A 26,832-nucleotide genomic window follows, 5' to 3' on the forward strand; every position below is an offset into this window, starting at 1 on the left:
AGGGACTGGATTTTTCATGCCGAAGATCCTCGAGTTCGACGAGAACGCGCGGCGCGCGCTGGAGCGCGGCGTCGACAAGCTCGCGAACACGGTGAAGGTGACGCTCGGCCCGAAGGGCCGTTACGTCGTCCTGGACAAGAAGTGGGGCGCCCCGACCATCACCAACGACGGTGTCACCGTCGCCCGTGAGGTCGAGCTGGACGACCCGTTCGAGAACCTTGGTGCGCAGCTGACCAAGGAGGTCGCCACCAAGACCAACGACATCGCCGGTGACGGCACCACCACCGCGACGGTGCTGGCGCAGGCGCTGGTGCACGAGGGCCTCCGGGCGGTCGCCGCCGGCGCCAACCCGATGGGCCTCAAGCGCGGTATCGAGGCGGCCGTCGAGGCCGTGTCGGCCAAGCTGGTGGACACCGCGAAGCCGGTCGACGACAAGGGCGACATGGCCCACGTCGCGACCATCTCCGCCCGCGACGCCGAGATCGGCGCGCTGATCGCGGACGCGTTCGACAAGGTCGGCAAGGACGGTGTGATCACCGTCGAGGAGTCGAACACCTTCGGGACCGAGCTCGAGTTCACCGAGGGCATGCAGTTCGACAAGGGCTACATCTCGCCGTACTTCATCACCGACGCCGAGGCCGGCGAAGCGGTGCTGGAGGACCCGTACATCCTGATCCACCAGGGCAAGATCTCCGCGATCGCGGACCTGCTGCCGCTGCTGGAGAAGGTCGTGCAGTCCGGCAAGACGCTGCTGATCATCGCCGAGGACGTCGAGGCCGAGGCGCTGTCCACCCTGGTGGTGAACAAGATCCGCGGCAACTTCACCTCCGTCGCCGTCAAGGCGCCGGGCTTCGGTGACCGCCGCAAGGCGATGCTGGAGGACCTGGCCGCGCTCACCGGCGCGCAGGTCGTCGCCCCCGAGGTCGGGCTGAAGCTCGACCAGGTCGGCCTCGAGGTGCTCGGTTCGGCCCGCCGGATCGTGGTCTCGAAGGACAACACGACCGTCGTCGAGGGTTCCGGCAAGGCCGAGGACATCGAGGGCCGGGTCAGCCAGATCAAGTCCGAGATCGAGCGCACCGACTCCGACTGGGACCGCGAGAAGCTGCAGGAGCGGCTGGCCAAGCTGGCCGGCGGCGTCTGCGTGATCAAGGTCGGCGCGGCCACCGAGGTCGAGCTGAAGGAGAAGAAGCACCGGATCGAGGACGCGGTGTCCGCGACCCGCGCCGCGATCGAGGAGGGCATCGTCGCCGGTGGCGGCTCCGCCCTGGTGCACGCGGCCTCGGTGCTCGACAAGGAGCTCGAGCTCGCCGGCGACGAGGCGACCGGTGTCCGGATCGTCCGCAAGGCGGTCGTCGAGCCGCTGCGCTGGATCGCCGAGAACGGCGGCTACGAGGGGTACGTCGTGGTGGCCAAGGTGTCCGAGCTGGAGCCGGGCAACGGCTTCAACGCGGCCACCGGTGAGTACGGCGACCTGCTCGGTACCGGCGTCCTGGACCCGGTCAAGGTGACCCGGTCCGCGCTCGCCAACGCCGGCTCGATCGCCGCGCTGCTGCTGACGACCGAGACCCTGGTCGTCGACAAGCCCGAGGAAGAGGAGCCCGCCGCGGCCGGTCACGGCCACGGCCACGGTCACTGACCTCAGGCAGTAGTTCGACAGCACAGCACGCACAGAGCACCGCCCGGCAGGCAACTGCCGGGCGGTGCTCTGTTCTCATTGGTCCTTGTGCTGATTCGCGAGCGTCGTGCCGAGGACCTGCCGGTGTGTGTCGAGCTGTTGAGGTCGGTGCACGAGCGCGCCGGCTACCCGATCAACTGGCCCGCCGACCCGGAGCTGTGGCTGACACCGGAGGCGGCCCTCGGGTGCTGGGTCGCCGTGACCGGCGTCGGGCGGGTTGCCGGGCATGTGGTGCTGACGGAGGCCGGCGACGGTGCCGAGGTCGAGCGGCTGTTCGTGGACCCGGCGGCGGCACGTCAGGGCATCGGCCGCCAACTGCTCGATCACTGTGTGAAGACGGCCGCGGAGCTCGGGCGGCCGCTGTCGCTCGAGGTGGTGGACAACCGCGGCGCCGCCGTCCACCTCTACCGCCGGGCGGGATGGCTGGAGGCCGGCCGTACCCCGATCGACTGGGGCGGCGACCAGGCCTCCGAACTCATCCGCTTCACCGCGCCGCGCTGATCAGAGCGGAAAATCGACCGGTACGGGATCCGAACCAGCCAGTAGTGACAGATCGTGACAAAAACCCTGGGTTGACCACGAATTGCCACTATGCAACGAGAGTTGAGCGCCGTACCATCTTTCGAGCTGACCGGTCCGAACACGAGGGGGCGAGGGGTGACAGAGGTCCGAGTACCTGACACCCACGACCGGGTCGAGCTCAGGGATCTTGCCGCGCTGGCCGGCGACGGGGACCGCACAGCTCTCAACGACCTGCTCACCAGGGTGCGCGCTGTGGCGCACCGCTACGTACGGTCCCGTCTGTGGACCTATCCCGGCGGCGCCGACATGGTCGACGACGTCGCACAAGAGGTATGTGTCGCGGTCTTCGGCGCGCTGGGCCGGTACCGCGACGAGGGGAGGCCTTTCGAGGCTTTCGTCTACGGCATCGCGGCCCGCAAGGTCGCCGATGCCCAGCGTGCGTTCGCGGTCGCCGACGTCTCGACGCCGGACCTGCCGGACGGCGCGGACGAGTCACCGACGCCGGAGGAGCGCGCGGTTCGGCAGTCCGAGGTCCAGCACATCATGGGCCTGCTGGACAAGCTGCCGGAGAAACTGCGGGAGATCCTGCGCCTTCGCGTCGTCGCGGGGATGTCAGCCGAGGAGACCGGCCGGGCACTGGGGATGACACCGGGGGCGGTGAGGGTCGCACAGCATCGGGCGTTGAACACGCTCAGGGGGTTCGTGGGGCATGAAACACAGCTGGAACGAGGAAGAGCAGGGGAGGGGCATCATGGCTGACCGATTCGACCTGGACGCGATCGAGGCCGATGACGCACTGCTCGATCTGCTTGCCGCCGGTGGGGAGTCCGCCCGCTCGGCGGGCGAGCACGACCCGGCCGTCGCACTGCTGGCCGATCTGCGGCTCGCGGTGGAGGTCGAGGACGAGCTCCCGGTGGAGACCATCGACGATCCGGAGAGCTTCCTGGCGCGCTGCGCCGCGCTCAACCCGATGACCGACCCGTTCGCCCGCAAGGTGGCGACCCGCGGTCTGGCCTTCGGCGTCGCCGCGGTGGCCGCGCTGTCGGTCTCCGGGGTGGCCGCGGCGGTCACCGGCGATCCGTTGTCGCCGTACGAGAAGGTCATCGAGAAGATGGTCGACGCGGTCCGCCCGCAGACCAGCTTCCCGAAGGAGAACGTCGACGGTTCGCCGGTCGTGGACCGGAGCAAGATCGTCAAGGTCGGCAAGGACTTCAAGGAGAAGGCCAAGGCCGAGCACGCCGCCCAGTCCGGCAAGGACGGGGTGGCCGGTGACGACGACCCGCAGGCGCAGGACCTGAAGGGCACGCCGGAGGTCGTCCAGCCGGAGGACAAGCCGGTCGCGAGCCGCGAGTGGCCGTACGTCCTGCCGACCGACGAGCAGAAGACGCAGGAGCCGGTCAAGCCGACGACCGAGGTCACGGCGACGCCGAAGCCGACCGACGAGAAGACGGACGAGCCGACCGGTACCAAGACCGACGAGCCGACCGACACCAAGACCGAGAACCCGCCGGACACGCCGCCGTCGACGCCGACCGAAGAGCCGACCGACACGACGACACCCACTCCGACGCCGACCGACACGACGACGCCGACCCCGCCGCCGGCCAACGGCGAGACCGGCACCGGTGACACCGGTACGGGCGACACCGGCACCGGCACCGGCGACAACACGGTGAGCGACCCGACCGGTACGCCGAGCGCGGGGTCCGGCGATGGTCAGACCGGTGGTGAGGAGACCACGCCGCCCGGTTCGGACAGCACCGGTACCAGTGACACCTCCGGCGACGACACGAAGCCGAGCAGCCCGGTCACGCAGGTCCCGGAGCAGACCGAGCAGGTCCAGCAGCAGGTGGAGGAACTGGTCGAGAAGATCCAGGAGGTCCTGCCGACGCCGACCGGCCTGCCGGTGCCGAACGAGACCGCCGAGCAGTTCTTCGGCACTCCCGACGCGACGGCGAAGGCGATCACGACCCGCAAGTCGGCCAAGAGCGCCAAGTCGGCCGCGAACGGCAAGCACTCGAGCGGGAAGGTCACCACGGGCTCGGTCCGCAAGAACTACCCGACGGGCAAGCACTCCAGCGGCCAGTACGCCGAGGGCAAGCACGCCGCGATCGCCCGGACCCACGGTTCCACGGCGGATGCGAGCCTGCTGCAGATCCTCGACGTCGTCAACAAGCCGATCCGGTAACCACCCGGCCACGCACCGCCCGTCGCGCGACCGCGGCGGGCGGAGCCCTGTGGACGGCGGATTCGGGGCCTGGCGACGGCGCGGATAGGATGGGGTCCCGTTGTCGCCGTACAAAAGGTGCTCGTTTTCCCCATGGACATCACCCCCGCTGGAGTTCCCGACAAGTTCGCCGTCCTCGGCCTCACCTTCGACGACGTGCTGCTGCAGCCCAACGAGTCCGACGTCATCCCGTCCGAGGCCGTCACCCGGTCCCGGCTGAGTCGTAACGTCGAGGTCAACATCCCGCTGGTGTCCAGCGCGATGGACACCGTCACCGAGGCCCGGATGGCGATCGCGATGGCGCGCCAGGGCGGCCTCGGCGTTCTGCACCGCAACCTCTCGATCGAGGACCAGGCCCAGCAGGTCGACCTCGTCAAGCGCTCCGAGTCCGGCATGATCGCGCAGCCGATCACCATCGGCCCGGACGCCTCCATCGGCGAGGCCGACGCGCTCTGCGCGCAGTACCGGATCTCCGGCGTCCCGGTGGTGGACGACGCCGGCGTCCTGGTCGGCATCGTCACCAACCGCGACATGCGCTTCGAGACCGACCTGTCCCGGCCGGTCCGCGAGGTGATGACCAAGCAGCCGTTGATCACCGGCAGGCAGGGCATCGCCGCCGACGACGCGATGGCGCTGCTCAGCAAGCACAAGGTGGAGAAGCTGCCGCTGGTCGACGAGGCCGGCAAGCTCACCGGGCTGATCACGCTGAAGGACTTCGTCAAGCGCGACAAGTTCCCGCTGTCCACCAAGGACGGCACCGGCCGGCTGATGGTCGGCGCCGCGATCGGCTTCTTCGGCGAGGCCTACAAGCGGGCCATGACGCTGGTCGAGGCCGGCGTCGACGTGCTCGTGGTGGACACCGCGCACGGTCACTCCCAGGCCCAGATCGAGATCATCCGCAAGCTGAAGGCCGACCCGGCCACCCGCGGCGTGGACGTCGTCGGCGGCAACGTCGGCACCCGCGCGGGCGCGCAGGCGCTGGTCGACGCGGGCGCGGACGGCGTCAAGGTCGGCGTCGGCCCGGGCTCGATCTGCACGACGCGGGTCGTGTCCGGCGTCGGTGTCCCGCAGGTCACCGCGATCTACGAGGCGTCGCTGGCCTGCAAGCCGGCCGGTGTGCCGGTGATCGGCGACGGCGGCCTGCAGTATTCCGGTGACATCGCCAAGGCGCTCGTCGCGGGTGCGGACACCGTCATGCTGGGCTCGCTGCTCGCCGGGTGCGAGGAGTCGCCGGGCGACCTGGTGTTCATCAACGGCAAGCAGTTCAAGGCGTACCGCGGGATGGGTTCGCTGGGTGCGATGTCGTCGGCCGGCGGCCTGCGCAAGTCGTACTCGAAGGACCGCTACTTCCAGCACGACGGCAGCGGCGACGAGAAGCTGATCGCCGAGGGCGTCGAGGGCCAGGTGCCGTATCGCGGCCCGCTGTCGGCCGTCGCGCACCAGCTGGTCGGCGGCCTCCGGCAGTCGATGTGGTACACGGGCGCCCGGACGGTGGCCGAGCTGCAGGAGAAGGGCCGCTTCGTCCGGATCACCTCCGCCGGCCTGCAGGAGTCCCACCCGCACGACATCCAGATGACGGTCGAGGCGCCGAACTACTCCGGCCGCTGACCCCGCCTGCACACACCCGTTAGGACACCAGATGACCGAGATCGAGATCGGCCGGGCCAAGCGCGGCCGGCAGGCGTACGCGTTCGACGACATCGCGATCGTGCCGTCGCGCCGGACGCGGGACCCCGAGGAGGTCTCGGTCGCCTGGCAGATCGACGCGTACCGGTTCGAGCTGCCGATCCTGGCCGCGCCGATGGACTCGGTGATGTCGCCGGCCACCGCGATCGCGATCGGCAAGGCCGGCGGTCTCGGTGTCCTCAACCTCGAAGGCCTCTGGACGCGGTACGAGAACCCGGCCGGCCTGCTCGAGGAGATCACCACCCTCGACGCGCAGCAGGCGACGCACCGGCTGCAGGAGATCTACGCGGCGCCGATCAAGCCCGAGCTGATCTCCCAGCGGGTGCAGGAGATCCGTGACTCCGGTGTCACGGTGGCCGGCGCGCTGTCGCCGCAGCGCACCAAGCAGTTCGCCAAGCACGTCGTGGACGCGGGGGTCGACCTGTTCGTCATCCGCGGCACGACGGTGTCCGCCGAGCACGTGTCCGGGCAGGCGGAGCCGCTGAACCTGAAGCAGTTCATCTACGACCTCGACGTCCCGGTGATCGTCGGCGGCTGTGCGACCCACCAGGCCGCGCTGCACCTGATGCGGACCGGCGCGGCGGGTGTCCTCGTCGGCTTCGGCGGCGGCGCCGCGCACACCACCCGGAAGGTGCTCGGCGTCGCGGTGCCGATGGCGTCCGCGGTCGCCGACGTGGCCGCGGCCCGGCGGGACTACATGGACGAGTCCGGCGGGCGGTATGTGCACGTCATCGCGGACGGCTCGGTCGGCCGGTCCGGTGACGTCGCGAAGGCGATCGCCTGCGGCGCGGACGCGGTCATGGTCGGTTCGCCGCTGGCCCGCGCGAGCGACGCCCCCGGCGGCGGGTACCACTGGGGCGCCGAGGCGTGGCACCAGGACCTGCCCCGCGGCGAGCGGGTCGAGGTCGGGGTCACCGGCACCATGGAGCAGATCCTGTTCGGCCCGTCCTGGGTCCCGGACGGCACGATGAACCTGGTCGGCGCCCTCAAGCGCGCGATGGCCACCACCGGCTACACGGAGCTCAAGGAGTTCCAGCGGGTCGAGGTCGTCGTCGGTTGAGCAGCACCGGCGTCCTGCTCCTGCACGGCTCGAGCGGTGCGCCGGACGTCGACCGTGCGCGTCTCCTCGAGGCGGAGGGGTACGACGTGCTCGCGCCGCGATGGCGTGTCACGCACGAGGTGCCGCTCGAGTCGTTCCCGCTGGACGAGCTGGCCCACAACGATCGCCTGGTCGTGATGGGCAGCTCGTGGGGCGCCGAGGCGGCTTTGCTGCTGGGAGCGCTGGACGAGCGCGTGGACGCGGTGGTCGCGTTCGCGCCGAGCGCCTACGTCTGGGGCCGCGTGCTGGACGACGGCAGCCAGCGGTCGGCGTGGACCTGGCAGGGAGAGCCGCTGCCGTTCGTACCGTTCGACCCGGACTGGGAGCCGGACGACGACCCGCCGAGCTACGTCGGGTTGTACCGGCAGAGCGTGCGGACCTGCGCCGACGCCGAGCGCGCCCGGATCCCGGTGGAGCGCATCTGCGAGGTGCTGCTGGTCGCGGGTGGCGACGACCAGGTGTGGCCGGCGGTCGAGTTCGCCGAGGAGATCGCGCGGCGCCGAGGCGACCTGACAACGCGGATGATCACGGTTCCGGCGGCCGGGCATCGGGCGGTGCTGCCGGGGGAGGAGCCGAAGACCGCGGGGCAGCGGATGGCGCGCGGTGGTACGGACGCTGCCGACCGGGAGCTGGGCGGTCTGGCCTGGCCCGAGATCCTCCGGTTGCTCGGCGACGTGCTTCGAGTTCACCCGGCTTGATGGGGTCTGGAAGGATTGCGGCATGGGAATGTTCAGCCGACGGAGCAGCCAGGACACGGACAATGTTGCCCTCGCCGCGGCGCGAGGCCGACTGACCCCGGACGACGTCGATCAGGTGCGGTTCCTGATCACCACCAAGAAGGCGGTGCACGCGGTCAAGCTGATCCGTGACCGGACCGGCCTGGATCTCAAGCACTCCAAGGAGCTGGTCGACGACATCCGCCTCGGGCGGTATGTGCCGCCGACCACCGGGACGCCGCTGGTCCGCCGGCCCGGCACCAACCTGGCCGAGCGCACCCGCGCCCTCAAGGCCGCGGGCGAGCTCCACCAGGCGACCGCGCTGGTGGTCTCCGAGACCGGCATGACCGAGGCCGAAGCCGGCCTGTTCGTCGGCGCCCTCAAGACCGAGCTCCAGGACTAGCCCTTCACGTAGGACAGCTTCTCCGCGATCCTCCCGTCCCGGAGGCGCAGGACGTCGACGCCGCGCACGTGCCCGCGGTCGCCGGAGTCGGTCCGCCACGAGTACCGCCAGCGCACCACGGCCCGATCGCCGAGCAGCACGGTCTCCTCGGTCTCGAAGTGCGGCTCGGCGGTGTTCGCGAACAGCTTCGCCCACTCCGCCCGGACGGCGTCGGCGCCCTCGAAGCGCCCGCCGTCCGGGGACGGCGACGTGGACTCGAACACGATGTCGTCGGTGACCAGCGACATCACCGTCTCCAGGTCACAGTGGTCGAACGCGTCGCCGAACCGGTCGACTACGGCGCCGGGCTCCACCGCGGGTTCCTTCCGAAGGCCGCCAGCAGCGCGTCGGTGGGTTCGGTGAAGCCGTCGAGGTGCTCGCCGATCATGCCGGCCGAGCGGTAGAGCTCCTCGCGTTTCGCGAACCAGGCCGCGACCTCGTCGACGAGGTCGGCGTCCATCCGCGGCGGTGCGCCGGTCGCCACGGCCAGGTCCCACCCGTGCACCAGGTGGTCGGCCGCGAGTTGCCGCAGGTACTCCTCCGGATCCTCGTCGCCGTACGACAGGTGCACCTTGTCGATCGGCAGGTTCGCGGCGACCTGGGCGTCCTCGGCCGCGGCCGACGCCGCGCCGGACGGGTCGTCCCCGAGCAGATCGCCGTCGAGGGTGTCCCCGACCTCGGCGATCGTCCTGCCCTCCATCAGCGGCCTGGTCCAGCGCTCCTCGCCGACCACATGGTTCACCAGTGCGCGGACGTCCCAGTCCGAGCACGGGGTCGGCTCCGACCACTGGTCCGCGGCCACCCCGGAGGCCAGTGCCGCGAAGTTCGCGACCGTGCGGTTGTGCAGCTCTACGACATCCATGACCCTCCCCCTTTCAGCGCCAGCGTCCGTCCGGGCGGAAAGCGCGTCAAGCCGCCGGGGCCTTACCGGCCCTCAACGGCCGAGCTGGAGCTGCTCCGCCGCCTCGTGGGCGTGGTACGAGGCCGCCAGGTCGCCGGTGGCGGCCAGCAGGTTGCCGTGGTGCCGGTAGCAGGCCCCGGCCAGCTCCTTCATCGCCTCGTTGTCGTCGGCGAACGGGATCAGCGCGGTGGCCACCTCCGCGCACCAGCCGCCGAGGTCGAGCGCGATCTCGGTCCGCCCGGCCTTGAAATACGCGTCGGAGATATCGAGCAGCAGCTGCGCCCAGATCGGCACGTACGTCGCGGTCTGGAACCGCATCCGGTGCGACTCGCGCTCGGACGAGATCGCGAACAGGTAGTGCGCCTCCAGCCCCAGCGTCAGCGCGGTGTCCCCGTCCTGGGTCAGCAGCGGCCGCACCAGCTCGGCGAGCTCGGACGCGCGCTGCGCCGCCGACTCCGGGTCCGTCCGGCCGGACACGGTCGCCAGCGTCATCCCCGGCGCGGGCTCGCTCAGCGCGACCAGGCGGTGGTACTGCTCGAACGGCCCGAGCTTGATCTCCGCGTTCTCCAGCGCGGCGACCAGCGTCAGCGGCAGGCCCCGGTCCAGCTCCTCGACCACGCGGGTCGCCGTCTCGGCGTCGGTGTCGTACGCCGTCCGCAGGCAGGCCTCGCCCTCCAGGCGGCCGACGATGCCGAGGTGCTTGCCCTTGCGCACCAGGGCGGCGACCAGCGTGCGCATGTCGGTCGTCGAGTCGGAGTCGGCCAGCGTGTCGGCCGTGGTGAGCCCGATCTCGTCCGCCTCGAGCGCGAGGTCCAGCCGGCCCTCGGCGGCGTGGACGTCGGCCGACACCGCGGTCGCCGTACACAGGTAGCGGGCGTAGGACAGCGACTGCGGGCTCTCGTTGATCTGGTCCGCGAGCTGCAGGAACAGCTGGGTCGCCGCGTCGGCGGACGCGACCGCGAGCGCGGGGTCGCCGTAGCGGCGGAGGATGAGCGCGTTCATCGCGAGCACCCGGGCGAAGTCGGGCTGGTGCTTGAGACCGTCCTCGCCGCCGACGAGCTGGCCGTACGCGATCACCGCGCCGTCCATCTCCAGAACGGCGGTGGCGCCATGGCCGCGGTGCGCCTGCGTCATCGCGCGCCGGGCACGGACGTCGGCGAGGAAGCAGGTGGCGTCCAGCACGCCGGCGTCCTGGAGCTCGGTGTAGCCGAGTTGCGCCTCGTGCAGCGCGGCCAGCGCCTCCTCGTGCCGGCCGGAGGCGTTCAGCGAGCCGGCCAGCTCGTACTGCGTCGCGGCCATCAGGTGCTTGGCCTCGTAGTGGTTCGGGTGCCCCTCGGCCCGCTCCCTGGCCAGCTCGATGACCCGCTGCTGGTACGGCCCCGCCTCGTCGGCCCGGCCTTCCTCGATCAGCACCTGGGCTGTCTGCAGCGCCTCGCCGAGCTCGTCCTCAGGAGGCGTCCAGAGCCCCCCGCTGTCCACCATCTTGACGTTCCACCCCTTCGCAGGTTCAGCCGCTCAGCTTAACGGTCCTCTGATACTGACAGCCGCTATTACCGGCAGGTAGCCTTCAGGCATGAGCGACCAGACGTCGATTCCCGCGGATCCGGAGCTCGACCCCACCGCGTCGTACGCGACCGACCAGTCGGTCATCCGCCGGTTGTCAGGGCTGCTGCACGCCACGGCCGGCACCCGGACGTCGTACGCGCCGGCCACCGGGCAGCCGATCGCGGACCTGCCGGTCTCGAGCGCGGACGACGTGGTCGTGGCGGTCCGGACCGCCCGCAGGACCCAGCAGACCTGGCGGCGGGTGCCGCTCGCCGAGCGCGCCGCGATCCTGCTGCGGTACCACGACCTGGTTCTCGACCACCGGCACGAGCTGGTCGACCTGATCATCCGCGAGTCCGGCAAGGCCCGGAAGCAGGCGTTCGAGGAGCTCGCCCACGTCGCGCTCACCGCGCGGTACTACGGCCGCAAGGCGTTCGAGCTGCTCGAGCCGCAGCGCAAGCTCGGGATCTTCCCGCTGCTGACCCGCGCCGAGACGCGCTTCGTCCCGAAGGGTGTCGTCGGCATCATCTCGCCGTGGAACTACCCGCTGACGATGGCGATCTCCGACGGGCTGCCGGCGATCCTGGCCGGCAACACGGTCGTCCACAAACCCGACAGCCAGACCCCGCTGACCGCGCTGCGCGGCATCGAGCTGCTGTACGAGGCGGGTCTGCCGCGCGAGGCGTGGATCGCGGTGAACGGTGACGGCCCGACGGTCGGCGGCGCGCTGATCCAGAACGCCGACTACATCTGCTTCACCGGCTCGACCAGGACCGGCCGGCTGGTGGCGAAGCAGGCCGGCGAGCGGCTGATCGGCTGCAGCCTCGAGCTCGGCGGCAAGAACCCGATGCTGGTCCTGCGGGACGCCGACATCCACCGGGCCGCGGAAGGCGCCGTCCGGGCCTGCTTCGCGAACGCCGGCCAGCTGTGCGTCTCGATGGAGCGGCTGTACGTCGCCGACCAGGTGTACGACGCGTTCGTGACCGCGTTCGTGGACCGGGTCAAGAAGCTTCGCCTGAGCGCCGGCACCGGCTGGGACGTCGACATGGGCTCGCTGATCTCGAAGGCGCAGCTGGAGACCGTGACCAAGCACGTCGAGGACGCGCGGTCGAAGGGCGCGACCGTGCTGGCCGGCGGGAAGCCGCGACCGGATATCGGGCCGCTGTTCTACGAGCCGACCGTGCTGTCCGGCGTCACCCCGGCGATGGAGTGCTTCGACACCGAGACCTTCGGCCCGGTCGTGTCGATCTACCGGTTCTCCGACGAGTCCGAGGCGATCCAGCGCGCGAACGAGGGCGAGTACGGGCTGAACGCGAGCGTCTGGACCCGGGACGGCCGCCGCGGCCGCGCGGTCGCGGCGCAGCTGATGGCCGGCACGGTCAACGTCAACGAGGGCTACGGCGCGACGTTCGGCTCGATCGACACCCCGATGGGCGGCATGCGCCAGTCCGGTCTCGGCCGGCGCCAGGGTGTCGAGGGCATCCGCCGGTACGTCGAACCGCAGGCGATCGCCACCCAGCGGCTGATCCCGATCGCCGCCTCGCACGGCCTGTCCGACGAGAAGTTCGCCGAGCTGATGACCGGCGCGCTGCGGGTGCTCAAGAAGATCGGCCGTCCATGACCTACGACTACGACGTCGTGATCATCGGGTCCGGCTTCGGCGGGTCGGTCTCGGCGCTGCGGCTGACCGAGAAGGGCTACCGGGTCGCCGTCCTGGAGGCCGGGGCGCGGTTCGAGGACGCCGCGTTCGCGAAGAACTCGTGGGACGGCAAGCGGTTCCTGTTCGCCCCGAAGCTCGGGATGTACGGGATCCAGCGGATCAGCGCGCTGCGCGACGTGATCATCCTGTCCGGCGCCGGGGTCGGCGGCGGCAGCCTGGTCTACGCGAACACGCTCTACGAGCCGCTGCCCGCGTTCTACACCGACCGGCAGTGGGCGCACATCACCGACTGGCGGTCCGAGCTGGCGCCGTACTACGACCAGGCGAAGCGGATGCTCGGCGTCACGACGTACCCGGGGTTCACGCCGGCCGACAAGGTGATGAAGCAGGTCGCCGACGAGATGGGCGTCGGCGACACGTTCCACCCGACACCGGTCGGTGTCTTCTTCGGCGAGCCCGGTGTGGAGGTCGACGACCCGTACTTCGGTGGCGCGGGCCCCCGGCGTACCGGCTGTGTGAACTGCGGCGAGTGCATGACCGGCTGCCGGCACAACGCGAAGAACACGCTGACGAAGAACTACCTGTACCTGGCCGAGAAGGCCGGCGCCGAGGTCTACTCGCTGACCACGGTCACGTCGGTCGAGCCGCTCCCCGAAGCATCAGGCGGCGGGTACGCGATCGACACCCGGCGGACGTCGAACAAGAAGGCCACCCGCCGGTTCACCGCGCGGCAGGTCGTCTTCGCCGCCTCGGCGCTGGGCACAGCGAAGTTGCTGCACCGGCTCCGCGACGAGGGCAAGCTGCCGCGGCTGTCGGAGCGGCTCGGCGTCCTCACCCGGACGAACTCGGAGTCGCTGCTCGGCGCGATCTCCCGCGACCGCGACGTCGACTACAGCTACGGGGTCGCGATCACGTCGTCGTTCCACCCCGACGAGATCACCCACATCGAGCCGGTGCGGTACGGGAAGGGCAGCAACGCGATGTCGCTGCTGCAGACCGTGCTGACCGACGGCGACGGGGACAAGCCGCGCTGGCGGACCTGGTTGCGGGAGCTCGGCGTGCAGCGGAAGAACATCCGGCGGCTGTACGACCTGAAGCACTGGTCGGAGCGGACCGTGATCGCGCTGGTGATGCAGACCGCGGACAACTCGATCACGACGTTCGGCAAGCGGGACCGGCTGGGCCGCTGGCGGCTGACGTCGAGACAGGGCCACGGTGCGCCGAACCCGTCCTGGATCCCGGTCGCGAACCAGGTGGTCCGGCGGATGGCCCGGCTGATGAACGGTACGCCGGGCGGCACCATCGGCGAGCCGTTCAACGTGCCGATGACGGCGCACTTCATCGGCGGCTGCGCGATCGGCGATTCGCCCGCGACCGGCGTCGTGGACCCGTACCACCGGGTCTACGGGTACGACGGCCTGCACATCGTCGACGGCTCGACGATCTCCGCGAACCTCGGCGTCAACCCGTCGCTGACGATCACCGCCCAGGCCGAGCGGGCCCTGTCGTTCTGGCCGAACAAGGGCGACGACGACACCCGCCCTGCGGTCGGGTCGGCGTACGAACGCGTGCAGCCGGTGCGGCCGGCGCACCCCGTCGTACCGGCCGAGGCCCCGGGCGCGCTGCGGCTGCCGATCTTCCCGAAGCAGTCTGTGACGGAGCCGTAACAAAGCGGTGAGAAAAGAAAGCAAATGAAAAAGCCTCAGCAGTAAGTTGCTGAGGCCTTAGTGAAAAGGTCCGGAAAAGGGAGCAGGTCCCTCGGGAACGTTTCCGCCCAAATCGTTTCCCGAGGGACCCACTCAAGCCGGGGTGAGGCGCCCGGCGCTTTGGGATCGGGTCACCAACCACAGCTGGCGACCCGAGCTCTTGGTTACTACCTTACATCCGATTTCCGCGAGCTTCAGGCCTTGTGACCACTCTGCGTGCTGATCGTAATGATCGGCCTTGTCGCTCTTGGTAATCAGGTGGCGGTCTTCCTTGCGGTAACCGCCTTCGTACACATCAACGAGCCCTTCTACAGGGGGTTACGAGGTTTCTCAGAAAATCCAGAAACTTTTCCGGGAGAGTGCGGAGAGTGGCGATGAGGCACTCCGGGTGCATCTGTTCCACGTGACGCCCGCCGCAGCCCCGGCGTCCCCCTCTGACCTACTGTGAGCCCGACCGTTGAGTTGAGGCAGGAGAAGGCATGAGCGAGATCCTGGACGTGGCACGTGAGCAGGTTCTGGAGCAGGGCGTCGGGCTGAGCCAGGAGCAACTGGTCGAGGTTCTCCGAACCCCCGACGAGCGGCTGCCCGAACTGCTCGCCCTCGCCCACGACGTCCGGGTGAAGTGGTGCGGCGAGGAGGTCGAGGTCGAGGGGATCATCTCGCTGAAGACCGGCGGCTGCCCCGAGGACTGCCACTTCTGCTCGCAGTCCGGCCAGTTCACCTCGCCGGTGCGGGCGGTCTGGCTGAACATCCCCGAGCTCGTCGAGGCCGCCAAGGAGACCGCGAAGACCGGCGCCACCGAGTTCTGCATCGTGGCCGCGGTCCGCGGGCCCGACGAGCGGCTGATGTCCCAGGTGAAGGCCGGTATCGAGGCGATCAACGCCGAGGTCGACATCAACATCGCCTGCTCGCTCGGGATGCTGACCCAGGCGCAGGTCGACGAGCTGAAGTCCTGGGGTGTGCACCGCTACAACCACAACCTCGAGTCGGCCCGCTCGTACTTCGGCGACGTCGTCACCACGCACTCGTTCGAGGAGCGCTGGGAGACCTGCCTGATGGTGCGCGAGTCCGGCATGGAGCTGTGCTGCGGCGGCCTGGTCGGGATGGGCGAGTCGCTGGAGCAGCGCGCCGAGCTCGCCGCCCAGCTCGCCGAGCTCGACCCGCACGAGGTCCCGCTGAACTTCCTCAACCCGCGCCCGGGGACGCCGTTCGGCGACCTGGACGTGATGGACGGCAAGGACGCGCTGCGCACCATCGCCGCGTTCCGGCTGGCGATGCCGCGGACGGTCCTGCGGTACGCCGGCGGCCGGGAGCTGACGCTGGGTGACCTGGGCACCCGCGAGGGTCTGCTCGGCGGGATCAACGCGGTCATCGTCGGGAACTATCTGACCACGCTCGGCCGCCCCGCGACCGCGGACCTGGACCTGCTCGCCGAGCTGAAGATGCCGGTCAAGGAACTCCAGAAGACGCTGTGACCGAGACGTACTGCGGCCGCTGCGGCCGCGAGCTCGCCGACGGCGGTCACGAGGACTGCCGCCGGGCGCTGGCGCTGGAACCGCCGAGGTACTGCGGCACCTGCCGCCGCCGGATGGTCGTCCAGGTCCACCCGATGGGCTGGTCGGCCCGCTGCTCCGTCCACGGCGTCCTGACCGCGGGCTGACCCGGGGCGTCGGATATCGTTAATCTGTGGGTAATCTCGCCGACCTGACGGTGCTTCCGGCGCTGGGTAAGGCGAGGTGGACGACCGCGCAGATCTTCGGGTACGAGATCGCTCTCGAAGCGGTCCGGCAGGCGGTCGGGGCCTACGCCCAGGGGATCGCCGAGGCCGAGGCCGCCGACGAACCCAACCAGGACATGATCGCGGCGTGGCGCGCCGATCAGGCCGCCTGGGTGGCGCGCGGCGAGCAGCTCGACCCGCTCGACACCCGTGCCGTCAACCGGGTCCGCGAGGACGCCGACAGACTCCTCAGCGTCGACGACGAGGACGAGGAGGAGCCGAGCGGGCAGGATGGCCCGGGTGACTGAGCAGGACCGGTTCTCGCCGAGCGACGGCTGGCCGCGTGACTTCGCGTTGAGCGACGCGGACAGTGACCGCATCTTCCGCGAGCGGATCGTTCCCGACCGGCTCGCCGGCGCCCCGCAGGACGACCCGCTGGTGGTCTTCGTCGCCGGTCAGCCCGGCGACGGCAAGGCGTCGATCACCGCGCTGGTCAAGGCCGTGCTGTCGCGTCGCGGCCGTCCGGTCGTCCTGAGCAGCTTCGCCCTCGAGGCGTACCACCCGCGGCTGCACGAGCCCATCACCGACGAGCCCTCCACCGCTGACCGGTATGTCGAGGCCGACGGGCTGCGCTGGCTGGCCCGGGCCGAGGAACTGGTCGCCGAGCAGCGGTACGACGCCGTCATCGAGACTGAACTGACCGACCCGGAGGCCTTCGCGGCGTCGGCCCGCGCGTTCAAGGCGGCGGGCTACCAGGTCGAGGTCGCCCTGCTCGCGGTGCACGAGGCGGTCAGCCGCCTCGGCGTACTGCAGCGCCATATCCGCGCACTGGAGGCCTTCGGCTTCGGCCGGCTCGTCACGCAGAGCCGCCACGACGCCGGGTACGCCGGTGTGCTGCGGGCGGCCGAGCTGCTCGACGAGGGCGACTGGGCGGACCGGGTCGGCGTACTGCGGCCGGACGGGCAGCTGGTCTACGGCAACGAGCGTGACCCCGACTGGCAGCAACCGCCGCGCGCCGCGGACGCGATCACCTGGGAGCGGGAACGCGCCTGGTCGGTCGCCGAGTCCCGCGACTTCCTCGACGCCACCAGCGCGGTCGAGCGCTTCGGCCTGTCGGCTCCCGTCCAGTGGATCCGCGACGAGTCCGTCGACGGCGCCCGGGCTCTGATGTCCTTGGCGAAGCCCCGCCTCGACCCACTGGCGGTGACCCTCCACATCGCGAAGGCCGGCACGGCGTTCTAGAGGTGCTGGTCACATCGCGGGCACCTGCGGGGATTCGCCGGGTGCTGAGCGATTACCGTTGGGAATCCTCAGGACGGAGGAGGACCGTGTCACAGTCGGTGAATGCGTGGCAACAGCGGGACGCGGAGGTGCTCTGGCACCCGTACTCCTCGCTGACCGAGCCGTCGCCGGTGCGGATGGTCCGGGGCGCGTCCGGGGTGCGGTTGCGGCTGGACGACGGCGCGGGCGGGACCGTCGAGGCGATCGACGCGATGGCGTCGTGGTGGTGCATGATCCACGGCTACCGGAACCCGGTGCTCGACGCGGCCCTCAAGCGTCAGGCCGACGACTTCAGCCACGTGATGTTCGGTGGGCTGACCCACGAGCCGGCGATCCGGCTGGCGGACCGGCTGGTGGAGATCACGCCGGAGCCGCTGCGGCACGTGTTCTTCTGCGACTCGGGATCGGTCTCGGTCGAGGTGGCGATCAAGCTCGCCCTGCAGTACCAGGTTGCGCGCGGCAACCACGGCCGGACGCGGATGCTGACCGTCCGCGGCGGGTACCACGGCGACACGTTCGCCCCGATGAGCGTCTGCGACCCGGTCAACGGCATGCACTCGCTGTTCACCGGCGCCTTGAAGGAACAGGTCTTCGGCCCGCAACCGCCCGCCGGCTTCGACCGCCCGGACGACGACCCGGAGCTGCGGTCCTGGGCCGACGCGATGGCCGCGCTGGCCGCGGAGCACTCCGGCTCGATCGCCGGCATCGTCGTGGAGCCGGTGCTGCAGGGCGCCGGCGGGATGTACCCCTACAGCCCGGCCTGCCTGCGCGTTCTGCGCGAGCTCGCCGACCGGCACGGGTTCCTGCTGATCTTCGACGAGATCGCGACCGGGTTCGGCCGGACCGGCACGATGTTCGCGTCCGAGCACGCCGGCGTCGACCCCGACATCCTGTGCGTCGGCAAGGCGTTGACTGGCGGTTATCTGACGCTGGCGGCGATGCTGTGTACGACGGACGTCGCGCACACGGTGTCGAACGGGCCGGGCGGCGCGTTGATGCACGGTCCTACGTTCATGGCGAACCCGCTGGCCTGCGCGGTCGCGCAGGCGTCGATCGATCTGCTGCTGTCCCAGGACTGGGCCGGGCGAGTGGCGCAGATCTCGGACGGCCTGTCGGCCGGGCTCTCCGCGGCGCGGGACCTGCCTGCGGTCAAGGAGGTGCGGGTGGTCGGCGCCGTCGGCGTCGTGCAGCTCGGAGGGCCGGTGGATCTGCCGCGGATGACCGAGGCGGCGCTGCGGCGGGGCGTGTGGGTGCGGCCGTTCCGCGACCTCGTCTACACGATGCCGCCGTACGTCTGCACCGACGAGGACATCGCCACCATCGGCGCGGCGATCACGGGAGCGGTCGAGGAGGCCGGCTGATGCTGGAGGACTGGCTCGCCCCGAAGGCCGCCGCGCTGGAAGCCCGCGGCCTGACCCGGCGGCTGCGGGCCCGCGCCGCGAACGCCGACCTGATCGACCTCGCGGGCAACGACTACCTCGGCCTCGCCCGCGATCCACGAGTGGTGGCGGCCGCCGCGGACGCCGTACGCACCTGGGGCACAGGGTCCACCGCGTCCCGCCTCGTCACCGGTACGACGGAACTCCACGAGGAGCTCGAGTCCGAGCTGGCGGCGTACGCCGGGCAGGAGTCCGCGCTGATCTTCTCGTCCGGCTACCTCGCCAACCTCGGCGTGGTCACCGCCCTCGGCGGCCCCGGCACCCTCCTGGTCTCCGACGAACACGTCCACGCCTCCCTCGTCGACGCCTGCCGCCTGGCCCGCTCCCGCGTCGAGATCGTCCCGCACAACGACGTGGACGCCGTCGCGAAGTTACTTGCCGAGCGCAACGAACCGCACGCCCTGGTGATGACCGAGTCCGTCTTCAGCGTCCTCAGCGACGAGGCGCCCCTGCGCGAGCTAGCCAAGCTCACCCAGTCCCACAACGCCGTACTCCTCGTCGACGAGGCCCACGGCCTAGGAGTGACCGGCAACGGCCACGGCTCCGTCCACGCGGCGGGCCTCGCCGGGCTCGAGCACGTCATCGTCACCATGACCCTCTCCAAGTCCCTGGCCTCCCAGGGCGGAGCAGTCCTGGGCCCACCCATCCTCCGCGACCACCTGATCAACCGCTCCCGCCCCTTCATCTACGACACAGCCCTCAACCCAGCCGCCTGCGCCGCCGCTCTGACCGCCCTGAGAATCCTGCAGTCCGAGCCACACCGCCCCACCACCATCCACCAGGCCACCGCCCGCCTAGCAACCGCCTGCAAGGTCCCAGCACCCCAAGGCGCCGTCGTCTCCATCCCCATGCCGGGCCCCCGACAGACTGTCGAAGCCGCCGACTACTGCCTCACCAACGGCGTGAGGGTGGGCAGCTTCCGCCCACCCTCCGTCCCCGACGGAATCTCCCGCCTCCGCCTCACCGCCCACGCCGGCCTCACCGCGGCCGACCTGGATCGGGCATGCTCGGTGATCACCGGCGCGATCGAGCAATGCTCGTAGCGCTCCGTCGGACTGGCTATCGCATCTTCGCCTTCAGCGTCTCCAGCAACGGCAGCACCTGATCGGACACGTTCTTCAGACTGATGCTCGGATACGACTTGCCACCGATCACGAGCGGATGACGCACACCCAGCGTCTTGCACACCGACATCGTCGCGGAGTCGTCCTTGAACGCCTGGTAGGGGTTGAGCTCGACCAGGAACCTCATTCCGGCCGTCCACTTGCGGTACTCGGACTGCTGCGACGCCTGACCCATGACGGTCTCGCGGACGTTGTTGAAGAAGTCGGCCAGGTCGGCGATCGGGATGCTGCCGCCCGGTATCTGCGCCGCGCCGATCCCCGTGCCGAGGCCGAGACTGCCGAGTGACCGGGCGAAGTGTGCGGTGATCTGAGTCTGCGGGTCGTGGATCTTCCACTGCTTGTCCTCGGGCAGCGGGACGAAGGGTGAGATCCGGATTCCCAGCCGGTCCGCTCCGTCCACGGTCAGCGCTATCCGGAACCCGGCCTGGTTGCGCTCGTCGAAGAAGCCTTCGATCTCCTGGTCGGTGCCGATGATCGCTCGCGAGTTGTTGACCCAGTAGTACGGCGTCGTCCCGTCGTCGGCGAGGTCCGCGCCGCCGCCCCTCGACGTCCAGGCCTCGCCCTGCGGCTCGGCGAGCACCGGGAGCACGCGACCCGGCATCTTGACCCGCTCGACGTGGCGTTCCTCGCGCTGGTGCATGGTCGCCGCGGGGTTGATGTTCACCGCGGGCGCGTAGTGGCCGTCCTTGGCCTTCACCCGGTCGGCTCCGAGGATCTCCTCGGCCCTCGATTCCTGGTAGGCGTCGATCTCGGCCGCCCACACCTTGTCCCGGCCTTCGCCCGGCCCCCGGATGCCCACCGCTTTGCGCAGGTCGCTGCCCAGCAGCTCGTCCGACGCTCTGGCCGTGAAGTCGCTGTCCATGGCGCGACTGCCCAGCGAGGCGAATCTCCTGAACAGGCCCTTGCGCGCCTTGTCGTTCTGATCGGTGGATACCGGAGGTATGCCGCCCGAATGCTTGTTGGTCATAGCTCAGCCGTCCTTCTGTGGTCGTGGTTCGGGATCCGGGCGCGCGAGGCTCACTCCGACGGCGTCAGGTCGCCGTGGAGGGCGCTGTCGACCTCGTCGAGAGTCAGCTTCGAGAACTCGGCGCGCAGTACCTCCTCGGTCACCCCGAGCTGGGTGGCGAGGGCCGGGATCTCGTTCCAGACCTGCTGCCGGGCGGATTCGGCATCGATCGGCTCATCCGCGACCGGCCCGGACCCGGCCGTACTCGCGGCCGCCGGTTCCTGCGCTGCGTCGGGCGGCAACGGCTGCTGGTCCGCGTCGTACCACTGGCCGGCCTCGTCGTAGTACCGCTTGGTGTTCTCGTCCCACCACAGCTCGCGGTACAGCTCGCGGGCGCCCAGCAGCGCGGCGTCCTCGTCAGTGACCCAACCGCAGAGGGTCAGGAAGGCGACGGCCAGATTGGTGGCGGAACCGCCGTACTCGCTGTCGGCCTGCGCCGCGAGGGCGCTGATCGTCTCGTCCCGCTCGCTCTCGTCGAGCTGTGACGAGTTCTCGAGCTCCCGGCGGAGCTCATCCTTGAAGGTGTCGACGCTGTCCGGCGAGCTGCGGCGGTCGCCGTAGTACAGCTCCCAGAGCGCCTGACGCGTTGCTTCCTTGACCGAGTCGCTGTCCTGCCGACCGGCGAGTTCCTGGAGAGATTCGATGGCCATCGCCATGCCTTTCCCGGCGGCCCGGCCGCCGTGGAGTTCGGGTGTGGGTCAGATCCGGTTCTTCATGCGTTCGCTGAGCAGCCGGATCACCAGGTCGTCGGGCGGAACCGGAGCGCCGGGGTTTCTCGCCCGGTACGCCGCGACGGCCTGGCGGGCAAGGTCCATCGCCTTGGCGGCGACGGCACCCGGATCGGGCGCCGGCTCTTCCGGGGCGGTGACGGCCGGCGCCGGACCCGGTTCCTGCAACGCCGCCTCACCGCCCAGGACGAACTCCGGCATCAGACCGTCCAGCCAGGCTTTCTTGTAGGCATCGGGTTCGCTGCGCCAGGAGTCGCCCCAACGCCAGTCCAGCTGCCCCTGGAGGATGCTCGGCCAGGCTCTTGGCCAGAGATCGTCGAGCTGGTCCCAGCTCTCGTCGCTCACCCAGCTGAAGGGCGTCAGTTCGCGGTAGATGTCCGGCAGGTCGGCGCCGTGGGACAGCACCTGCTTGAGGACGCTCTCGTCCACGCCCGACTCCTGGTCGAGGTAACGCTCGAAGTCTTCTGCCGCCGTTCGCAGGCCACGGTCGGCGGCAGCACTCGCCAGCACGGATCGGAATCCGGGCAGACCTCCGTCCCCGTCCAGTTGTGGACCGGCTTCGCGGAACTGCTCCCACCACACGTCGACGTCCGATCCGGACAGCGTCACCGCGGTGATCACTCGTCCTACCCGACGCTCGGGCACATCCACCATCGCGCGCTCCCTTCGCGGCCAGATCCGCACCAGACAGCACCAACGGTGGCGTCCGGCGGAGAGGGCCCGGCAGGACAGCGGACCGGACATCGTGCAGCTGGGACTGCCCGATCGGGTACGGCGAGCCGCGCGATGTCCGGTCCGCCCGGGACGGTGCCGCCGGCCTCCGACCGTCACAGTGGGGACGACACCCCGGCGGGCGCCGCAGGGTCCGAACGACCACAGAACAGGGTGGATCAGGATGAACGCGATGCAGGAACCCGCAGCACAGTCCGCCGAGCAGTCCGTGGACTGGTCCGGACTCGGCAAGGTGATGGACGAGGTCCTCAACGGCGCCGCAGCGACCGTCGGCGACTTCAACCGGGTCTTCCAGGGCTCACCGGTCGCCGAACAGTGGCTGGCGTCCGTGGCGAGCGATGCCGTGGAACCGAGCAGCGACGCCGCGCCGTCGGGCGACGCCGGCATCGTTCTGCTGGACGAGAGCGATTTCGTTCCTACGGTGGAGGAGATGCTCCGGACGCGCGTCTGGCCGGTGCTGGAGCGCACCTTCGGAGCCGAGCAGCTGATCGCCCATCAGCAGGAGGTCATCGAGGCGGTGACGAAGGCGATCGAGCCCCAGGTGGTCCAGTTCATCGAGAACGTCACGGTCGACGCGAGCGCGGCCCTGATCGCCCGGCACACCGTCCAGGGCGCCGAGTGACCGTCATCTTCGAGCGAGGAGGAACGACATGTGGAGCGGTGGTGCGCGGAGCGCGTCCAGACGGGTGGGTGCCGGTACTTTCGCGGAGTTCTCGACGGCCCGGGTCGCCTCGGAGGTGACGGGCGTCAAGTTGTTCACGGTCGAGGCCCGGGCGATGGTTGCCGCCAACCTCGATCAGAGCGACGATCGGCCGCGGACGCGTCCGGCGGTCTACGGCCGGGCGGGCTGGAGGGTCGAGGACTATGCGCGGGCGGGACACGGCGACGGTGCTCGCTGGGCGAGTCACTCCCTCGGCAACACCGTCTCGGGAAGCCTCGGGCTGTTTCTGGTCCAGCGGCCGGAAAACCATCAGCAGCAGCCGGAAAGCCATCAGCGACAGCCGGAAAGCCATCAGCGACAGCCGGAACGGCAGAGCGAGACAGTCGCGGTCTCCACGCCGGCCGACGCTCCGCCGGCGCGGGACACCGGCCTGCTGGGCGCCCTGGACAGGATCCTGTCGGACGTGTCGGCCGGTGTCGCCAGTCGCGTCCGCGCGGCTCTCGCGGACGAGAAGGCCAAGCTCGCCCAGTTCGTTGCCGCGTTCCAGAAGCCGGGGATCAGCAAGGAGGAAGCCCAGCGACGGCTGAACGCGATCAACGATCGACGCGTGCGAGAGCGTCTGTCGGCGGGAGACTCGACCGACATCGCGGATCACATCCTCGCCGACCAACCGACCGTCAAGGGTGCCGCCATCGACATGGGCGGTGACCTGCTGGACATCGTCAGAGAGGATCCGGAGGCGGCCGGCGCTCTGCTGCGCCACACGTTGACCGGGCTCGACCGGTTCCTCACCAGCAACTTCTCGGAAGCCGCGGCGCTGCTGAACCGGGTCCACAGCCCTGCGGAGCCGGTGGTGACGGGTGGAGTGGTGCCTGGCCACACGACTGACAAACGCAGGGACGTCCGGCGACTCGCCGCGGAGGCCGGCGGCCTGATGGCCGACGAGACCGACCGCGACAACCGGACGGTCGCCGCGCAGGCGAAGGACCTCGAGAAGGACTTCGACGACTCCGTCAGGTATGCGGAGAGCACGCAGGGCAAGAACATGATCGCCCAGGATCCCGACGACGACCCCGCGTCCGCCGGTACGCCGGAAGCGTGACCCGGCTCCGTCTTCGGTGGCTAGAAGAACTTGTGGAGGTCGCGGCGGCTGGTGATGTCGAGGCGGGTGAAGACGTTGCGGAGGTGGTATTCGACGGTTTTCGTCGTGACGTGCAAGGCCGCTGCGATCTCCTTGTTGGTGTAGTTGCGGAGCACGAGGGTGACGACCTCTTGCTCGCGCTCGGTCAGCTGTGGGCCGCGCGGGCGCGGGCCTTCGAGAGCTGCTCGGGTGCGGGTGACCTGCTGGCGGTACGGCGTGGCGCCCAGCGCGGCGAACGTCCGGTCGGCGGCGTCCAGCCAAGCGATCGCCGCTTCGTTGCTGTGCAGGGCAATCAGGTGGCGGGCGTGGGCGTGGTAGAGCTGGGCGTCGGCGAGGCGGGGTGTCGGGGTGCCGAGCGTGGTCAGGTAGGACTCGACGAGGTCGACCGCCAGGTGCAGTTCGCCTTCTGCGGCGGCCTGCTGGGCGGACAGGCGGGTGACGGAGCCGCTGAGGATCGCGCTGCCCTTGACGCGTTCCTGGAGGACAGCCAGCTCCGCGGCGGCCTCGGCGTGATGGCCGGTGGCCTGCAGGGCGTCGACGAGAAGAGGCTGCCACCACGTGCTCCACCACTCGTGCGTCCCGCCGGGCGCGTTCCCACCACCACGCAGACCAGGTACGGAGGTCAGCGTCCGCAGCATCCCGTACTGATCCCCCCGCGCCTGGCAGAGCAGCGCTGCCGCGATGGCGGCGTACTTGCTGTCCTGCGGGCTGCCGAGCCGCCGCGCGACGGCGCCGGCGGACCACACGAGCCGGTCGGCGACCTGCCACTGCCCGCGCGCGGACGGGACGATCGACGCGACGAACGACAAGATGACTTCGTTCATCGCGGGCTGGTCGTCGTCGGCGAGCAACGTTGCCCTGCGCACCGTCCGGACGGCGGTGTCCCACTCGCCGAGCAAGTACTCCACGCTGGCCAGATAGCAGTACGGAGTGACGCCCGACAGCATGGGTTCACCCGCCTCCTGCCGCCGGACGACATCCGACAGGTCGTGACGAGCCTCCTCGACCGCTCCGACCATCGCCCGCAGTGCCCCGCGGCACGACAAGGCTTCCAGTTGGTCGTCGGGAACGTCCGCGGCCTGGTCGGGCAACTCGTCGAACTCGTCCAGCCCGGCGGCCAGGCCGTCGCGCCGCGCCCGCGCCGTACCCCGCAGACAGAGTACGTAGTCGCGTAGCGGCGCCGGCACGCCGGAGACGGCCAGCGAGGTCTCGGCGTACCCGATGGCTTCCTCTGCGTCGCCGCGCCAGATGCATACGCCGGCCAGTCCACCGGCGGCTGCGCCGTGCACCCATGACTTGGGATCGCTGGTGTCGAACGCGTGCCGTAGACGCTGCTCGGCGTCGCGGCGTTCGCCGTCCAGATACAGCTCGGACAGACCGAGCGCGAGCGACCGCAGGGCCGACGGGGCGCAGCGCGCGGCCCGCTCCCACAGCTGCCGGGCCCGGCCCCGGCTGGAGCTGAACATCAGGTGGATCATCGAGCGGAGCAGCAGCTGTTCGCTCTTCGGACTCCACGGTGTCAGATCGGCCGCCCAGCCGAGGAACGTGGCCGCGGTGCCGTGGTCGCCGTTCGTTGCCTCGACCTCCGCCGCGGCCTCGAGCTCGCGGGCCAGTACGGCGTCCGTGGTGTCGACCGCCGCGACCCGGTGCCGCCAGGCGAGGAACGGCTCCACGGTCCGGGCCGCGCGCTGATGGAGCTCACTGCGGCGAACCGGCGACATCGCGGTGTAGATCGCCTCCCGTTGGAGGTCGTGCGTGATCGCGACCGGACGCGCCGGCTCCCCCGGGAACCAGGTCACCAGCCCGGCGTCGATGGCCGGTCCGAGCGCGTGGTGCACGGCACCCGTCCCGGACACCTCGGCGGCCTGGGCCAGCGACGGCCGGCCGCCGAGCACGGCCAGGGCCTCGAGCAACGATCTCGTCGCCGCCGGCAACTTGTCGAAGGTCTGCCGGGTCGCCGACGTGACCGACGGCGGTACGGCGAGGCGCCAGTCGATCCGGCTGAACCGCTGCGAGGAGATCTCGTTCAGCATCGTCCGGAGCAGCAGCGGATGACCGCCGGTGTAGGAGTGGAACCGGCGCGCGGCGCCGGACGGGAGCTGACGGCCCGCGATGGCCAGCGCGAGATCGGTGACGTCGACGAGGTCCAGGCCGCCGAGTTCCAGGCGCAGGTCGGCCGGGATGCCGTGGATGAGACGATCCAGCGCGGGTTCGGCGGCCGGCTCGTCCTCGGTCCGGGTCGCCAGAACGACGAGCAGCCGCTCGGACCACACCCGGCGCAGCAGGAATCGCAACGCCTGGAGCGAGGTGTGATCGACCCACTGGAGGTCGTCGACCACCAGCGCGACCGGCGTCCGCCGCTGGAGCTCCCTGAGCAGATCGAGCAGCTGGCTGCCGATCGCGAGCGGGTTGGTGCCGGCCAGCGCATCGCGGCCGAGGGACAACGTCCGGGCTCGGATGTCGGCCGGCGCCTGGGGCAGCAACTGGTCGATGACACCCAGGTCGACCATGGACTCACCGGCATCACCGGCCGCGGAGAGCACGGTGAAATCGGCGAGGCCGCGGACGAAGTGCCGGATCAGGCCGGACTTGCCGATCCCGGGCGGACCGGCGACGACGGCCGTCCGGTGCCGGCCTGCGCGCACGCCCGCGGCCAGCCCGGTCAGCAAGGTCAGCTCATCGGCTCGCCCGACGAACTCGGCGTCCGGATAGGGGGATCCTCCACTCATTGCGCCTCACTCCACGCAGCGCGGCTGAACGACCGGAGGGCATCCCCGAGAACCTGCCGGTCTACCGATTCAACTTGCGGCGCCGACAGGAGGTT

At 70.3% G+C, this 26,832-nt stretch carries 25 protein-coding genes; 18 read left to right on the top strand and 7 right to left on the bottom strand.

Translation table 11 applies throughout. The features are described from left to right. The first annotated feature begins 16 nt into the window (after positions 1 to 16). The 8 genes from groL to ABZW60_RS30825 all read left to right on the top strand — a co-directional run bounded on the left by groL (position 17) and on the right by ABZW60_RS30825 (position 8,328). Positions 17 to 1,636, top strand: coding sequence for a chaperonin GroEL (gene groL, locus ABZW60_RS30790; protein WP_355482712.1), 1,620 nt, complete (start codon positions 17 to 19; stop codon positions 1,634 to 1,636). A gap of 87 nt (positions 1,637 to 1,723) precedes the next feature. Further along, on the top strand, positions 1,724 to 2,176 hold the full coding sequence (locus tag ABZW60_RS30795) for a GNAT family N-acetyltransferase (RefSeq protein WP_355482714.1): 453 nt from the start codon (positions 1,724 to 1,726) through the stop codon (positions 2,174 to 2,176). 156 nt (positions 2,177 to 2,332) lie between these two features. After that, positions 2,333 to 2,956, top strand: coding sequence for an RNA polymerase sigma factor ShbA (gene shbA / locus ABZW60_RS30800; RefSeq protein ID WP_355482715.1), 624 nt, complete (start codon positions 2,333 to 2,335; stop codon positions 2,954 to 2,956). Next, positions 2,949 to 4,385 carry a hypothetical protein gene (locus ABZW60_RS30805; RefSeq protein ID WP_355482717.1) on the top strand — a complete coding sequence of 479 codons (1,437 nt, stop codon included), beginning with the start codon at positions 2,949 to 2,951 and terminating at the stop codon, positions 4,383 to 4,385. The genes shbA and ABZW60_RS30805 overlap by 8 nt, the downstream gene beginning before the upstream one ends. A gap of 132 nt (positions 4,386 to 4,517) precedes the next feature. Then, positions 4,518 to 6,032: an IMP dehydrogenase gene (gene guaB, locus ABZW60_RS30810; protein ID WP_355482718.1), complete on the top strand. Its 1,515-nt coding sequence runs from the start codon at positions 4,518 to 4,520 to the stop codon at positions 6,030 to 6,032. A gap of 31 nt (positions 6,033 to 6,063) precedes the next feature. Beyond that, entirely contained in the window at positions 6,064 to 7,170 is a 1,107-nt protein-coding gene (locus ABZW60_RS30815) for a GuaB3 family IMP dehydrogenase-related protein (RefSeq protein WP_355482720.1), read from the top strand. Beyond that, positions 7,167 to 7,907, top strand: coding sequence for an acyl-CoA thioester hydrolase/BAAT C-terminal domain-containing protein (locus ABZW60_RS30820; RefSeq protein WP_355482722.1), 741 nt, complete (start codon positions 7,167 to 7,169; stop codon positions 7,905 to 7,907). The genes ABZW60_RS30815 and ABZW60_RS30820 overlap by 4 nt, the downstream gene beginning before the upstream one ends. 22 nt (positions 7,908 to 7,929) lie before the next feature. Beyond that, the gene (locus ABZW60_RS30825) at positions 7,930 to 8,328 is read left to right on the top strand and encodes a hypothetical protein (protein WP_355482723.1); all 399 of its coding nucleotides are present in this window, start codon (positions 7,930 to 7,932) and stop codon (positions 8,326 to 8,328) included. Here ABZW60_RS30825 and ABZW60_RS30830 read toward each other — a convergent pair. The 3 genes from ABZW60_RS30830 to ABZW60_RS30840 form a co-directional block, all read right to left on the bottom strand. Then, positions 8,325 to 8,681, bottom strand: coding sequence for a nuclear transport factor 2 family protein (locus ABZW60_RS30830; protein ID WP_355482725.1), 357 nt, complete (start codon positions 8,679 to 8,681; stop codon positions 8,325 to 8,327). The two genes, ABZW60_RS30825 and ABZW60_RS30830, sit on opposite strands and share 4 nt — an antisense overlap. Further along, positions 8,663 to 9,229: a TIGR03086 family metal-binding protein gene (locus ABZW60_RS30835; RefSeq protein ID WP_355482727.1), complete on the bottom strand. Its 567-nt coding sequence runs from the start codon at positions 9,227 to 9,229 to the stop codon at positions 8,663 to 8,665. The genes ABZW60_RS30830 and ABZW60_RS30835 overlap by 19 nt, the downstream gene beginning before the upstream one ends. A 72-nt stretch (positions 9,230 to 9,301) precedes the next feature. Continuing rightward, positions 9,302 to 10,750, bottom strand: a complete 1,449-nt coding sequence (locus ABZW60_RS30840) for a hypothetical protein (protein WP_355482729.1) — start codon at positions 10,748 to 10,750, stop codon at positions 9,302 to 9,304. Between the two features lie 91 nt (positions 10,751 to 10,841). On the opposite strand from ABZW60_RS30840, the gene ABZW60_RS30845 reads away from it, so the two are divergent. The 8 genes from ABZW60_RS30845 to ABZW60_RS30880 all read left to right on the top strand — a co-directional run bounded on the left by ABZW60_RS30845 (position 10,842) and on the right by ABZW60_RS30880 (position 19,659). Further along, on the top strand, positions 10,842 to 12,434 hold the full coding sequence (locus ABZW60_RS30845; protein WP_355482730.1) for a succinic semialdehyde dehydrogenase: 1,593 nt from the start codon (positions 10,842 to 10,844) through the stop codon (positions 12,432 to 12,434). Next, positions 12,431 to 14,140, top strand: a complete 1,710-nt coding sequence (locus ABZW60_RS30850) for a GMC family oxidoreductase (RefSeq protein WP_355482732.1) — start codon at positions 12,431 to 12,433, stop codon at positions 14,138 to 14,140. Before ABZW60_RS30845 ends, ABZW60_RS30850 begins: the two co-directional genes overlap by 4 nt. Positions 14,141 to 14,658: 518 nt before the next feature. After that, the gene (gene bioB / locus ABZW60_RS30855) at positions 14,659 to 15,654 is read left to right on the top strand and encodes a biotin synthase BioB (protein ID WP_355482734.1); all 996 of its coding nucleotides are present in this window, start codon (positions 14,659 to 14,661) and stop codon (positions 15,652 to 15,654) included. Further along, on the top strand, positions 15,651 to 15,839 hold the full coding sequence (locus ABZW60_RS30860; RefSeq protein ID WP_355482735.1) for a hypothetical protein: 189 nt from the start codon (positions 15,651 to 15,653) through the stop codon (positions 15,837 to 15,839). Before bioB ends, ABZW60_RS30860 begins: the two co-directional genes overlap by 4 nt. Before the next feature lie 26 nt (positions 15,840 to 15,865). Further along, the gene (locus tag ABZW60_RS30865; protein ID WP_355482737.1) at positions 15,866 to 16,204 is read left to right on the top strand and encodes a hypothetical protein; all 339 of its coding nucleotides are present in this window, start codon (positions 15,866 to 15,868) and stop codon (positions 16,202 to 16,204) included. After that, positions 16,197 to 17,138: a zeta toxin family protein gene (locus tag ABZW60_RS30870; protein ID WP_355482739.1), complete on the top strand. Its 942-nt coding sequence runs from the start codon at positions 16,197 to 16,199 to the stop codon at positions 17,136 to 17,138. Before ABZW60_RS30865 ends, ABZW60_RS30870 begins: the two co-directional genes overlap by 8 nt. Before the next feature lie 86 nt (positions 17,139 to 17,224). After that, on the top strand, positions 17,225 to 18,538 hold the full coding sequence (locus ABZW60_RS30875; RefSeq protein ID WP_355482741.1) for an adenosylmethionine--8-amino-7-oxononanoate transaminase: 1,314 nt from the start codon (positions 17,225 to 17,227) through the stop codon (positions 18,536 to 18,538). Beyond that, complete coding sequence (locus tag ABZW60_RS30880; protein WP_355482743.1) at positions 18,538 to 19,659, top strand: 8-amino-7-oxononanoate synthase; 1,122 nt, start codon at positions 18,538 to 18,540, stop codon at positions 19,657 to 19,659. Before ABZW60_RS30875 ends, ABZW60_RS30880 begins: the two co-directional genes overlap by 1 nt. A 16-nt stretch (positions 19,660 to 19,675) precedes the next feature. Here ABZW60_RS30880 and ABZW60_RS30885 read toward each other — a convergent pair whose 3' ends face one another. From ABZW60_RS30885 to ABZW60_RS30895, 3 genes are read right to left on the bottom strand one after another with little or no spacing between them, the layout of a single operon-like run. After that, positions 19,676 to 20,707 (bottom strand): hypothetical protein, encoded by a 1,032-nt coding sequence (locus ABZW60_RS30885; RefSeq protein ID WP_355482744.1) that lies wholly within the window; start codon positions 20,705 to 20,707, stop codon positions 19,676 to 19,678. 50 nt (positions 20,708 to 20,757) lie between these two features. Then, on the bottom strand, positions 20,758 to 21,396 hold the full coding sequence (locus ABZW60_RS30890) for a hypothetical protein (protein WP_355482746.1): 639 nt from the start codon (positions 21,394 to 21,396) through the stop codon (positions 20,758 to 20,760). Between the two features lie 48 nt (positions 21,397 to 21,444). Next, entirely contained in the window at positions 21,445 to 22,128 is a 684-nt protein-coding gene (locus ABZW60_RS30895; RefSeq protein WP_355482748.1) for a hypothetical protein, read from the bottom strand. A gap of 241 nt (positions 22,129 to 22,369) precedes the next feature. Here ABZW60_RS30895 and ABZW60_RS30900 point away from each other — a divergent pair, with 241 nt between their 5' ends. Together ABZW60_RS30900 and ABZW60_RS30905 are read left to right on the top strand one after the other, a co-directional pair. Further along, on the top strand, positions 22,370 to 22,828 hold the full coding sequence (locus ABZW60_RS30900) for a hypothetical protein (RefSeq protein ID WP_355482750.1): 459 nt from the start codon (positions 22,370 to 22,372) through the stop codon (positions 22,826 to 22,828). Between the two features lie 64 nt (positions 22,829 to 22,892). Continuing rightward, the gene (locus ABZW60_RS30905) at positions 22,893 to 23,969 is read left to right on the top strand and encodes a hypothetical protein (RefSeq protein ID WP_355482752.1); all 1,077 of its coding nucleotides are present in this window, start codon (positions 22,893 to 22,895) and stop codon (positions 23,967 to 23,969) included. Positions 23,970 to 23,989: 20 nt separating this feature from the next. Here the strand turns inward: ABZW60_RS30905 and ABZW60_RS30910 are convergent, their stop codons facing one another. Then, positions 23,990 to 26,737, bottom strand: coding sequence for an AAA family ATPase (locus tag ABZW60_RS30910; protein WP_355482754.1), 2,748 nt, complete (start codon positions 26,735 to 26,737; stop codon positions 23,990 to 23,992). Positions 26,738 to 26,832 lie beyond the last annotated feature (95 nt).

The organism is Kribbella sp. NPDC003557 (genome assembly GCF_040610805.1).
Classification (GTDB): Bacteria; Actinomycetota; Actinomycetes; order Propionibacteriales; family Kribbellaceae; genus Kribbella.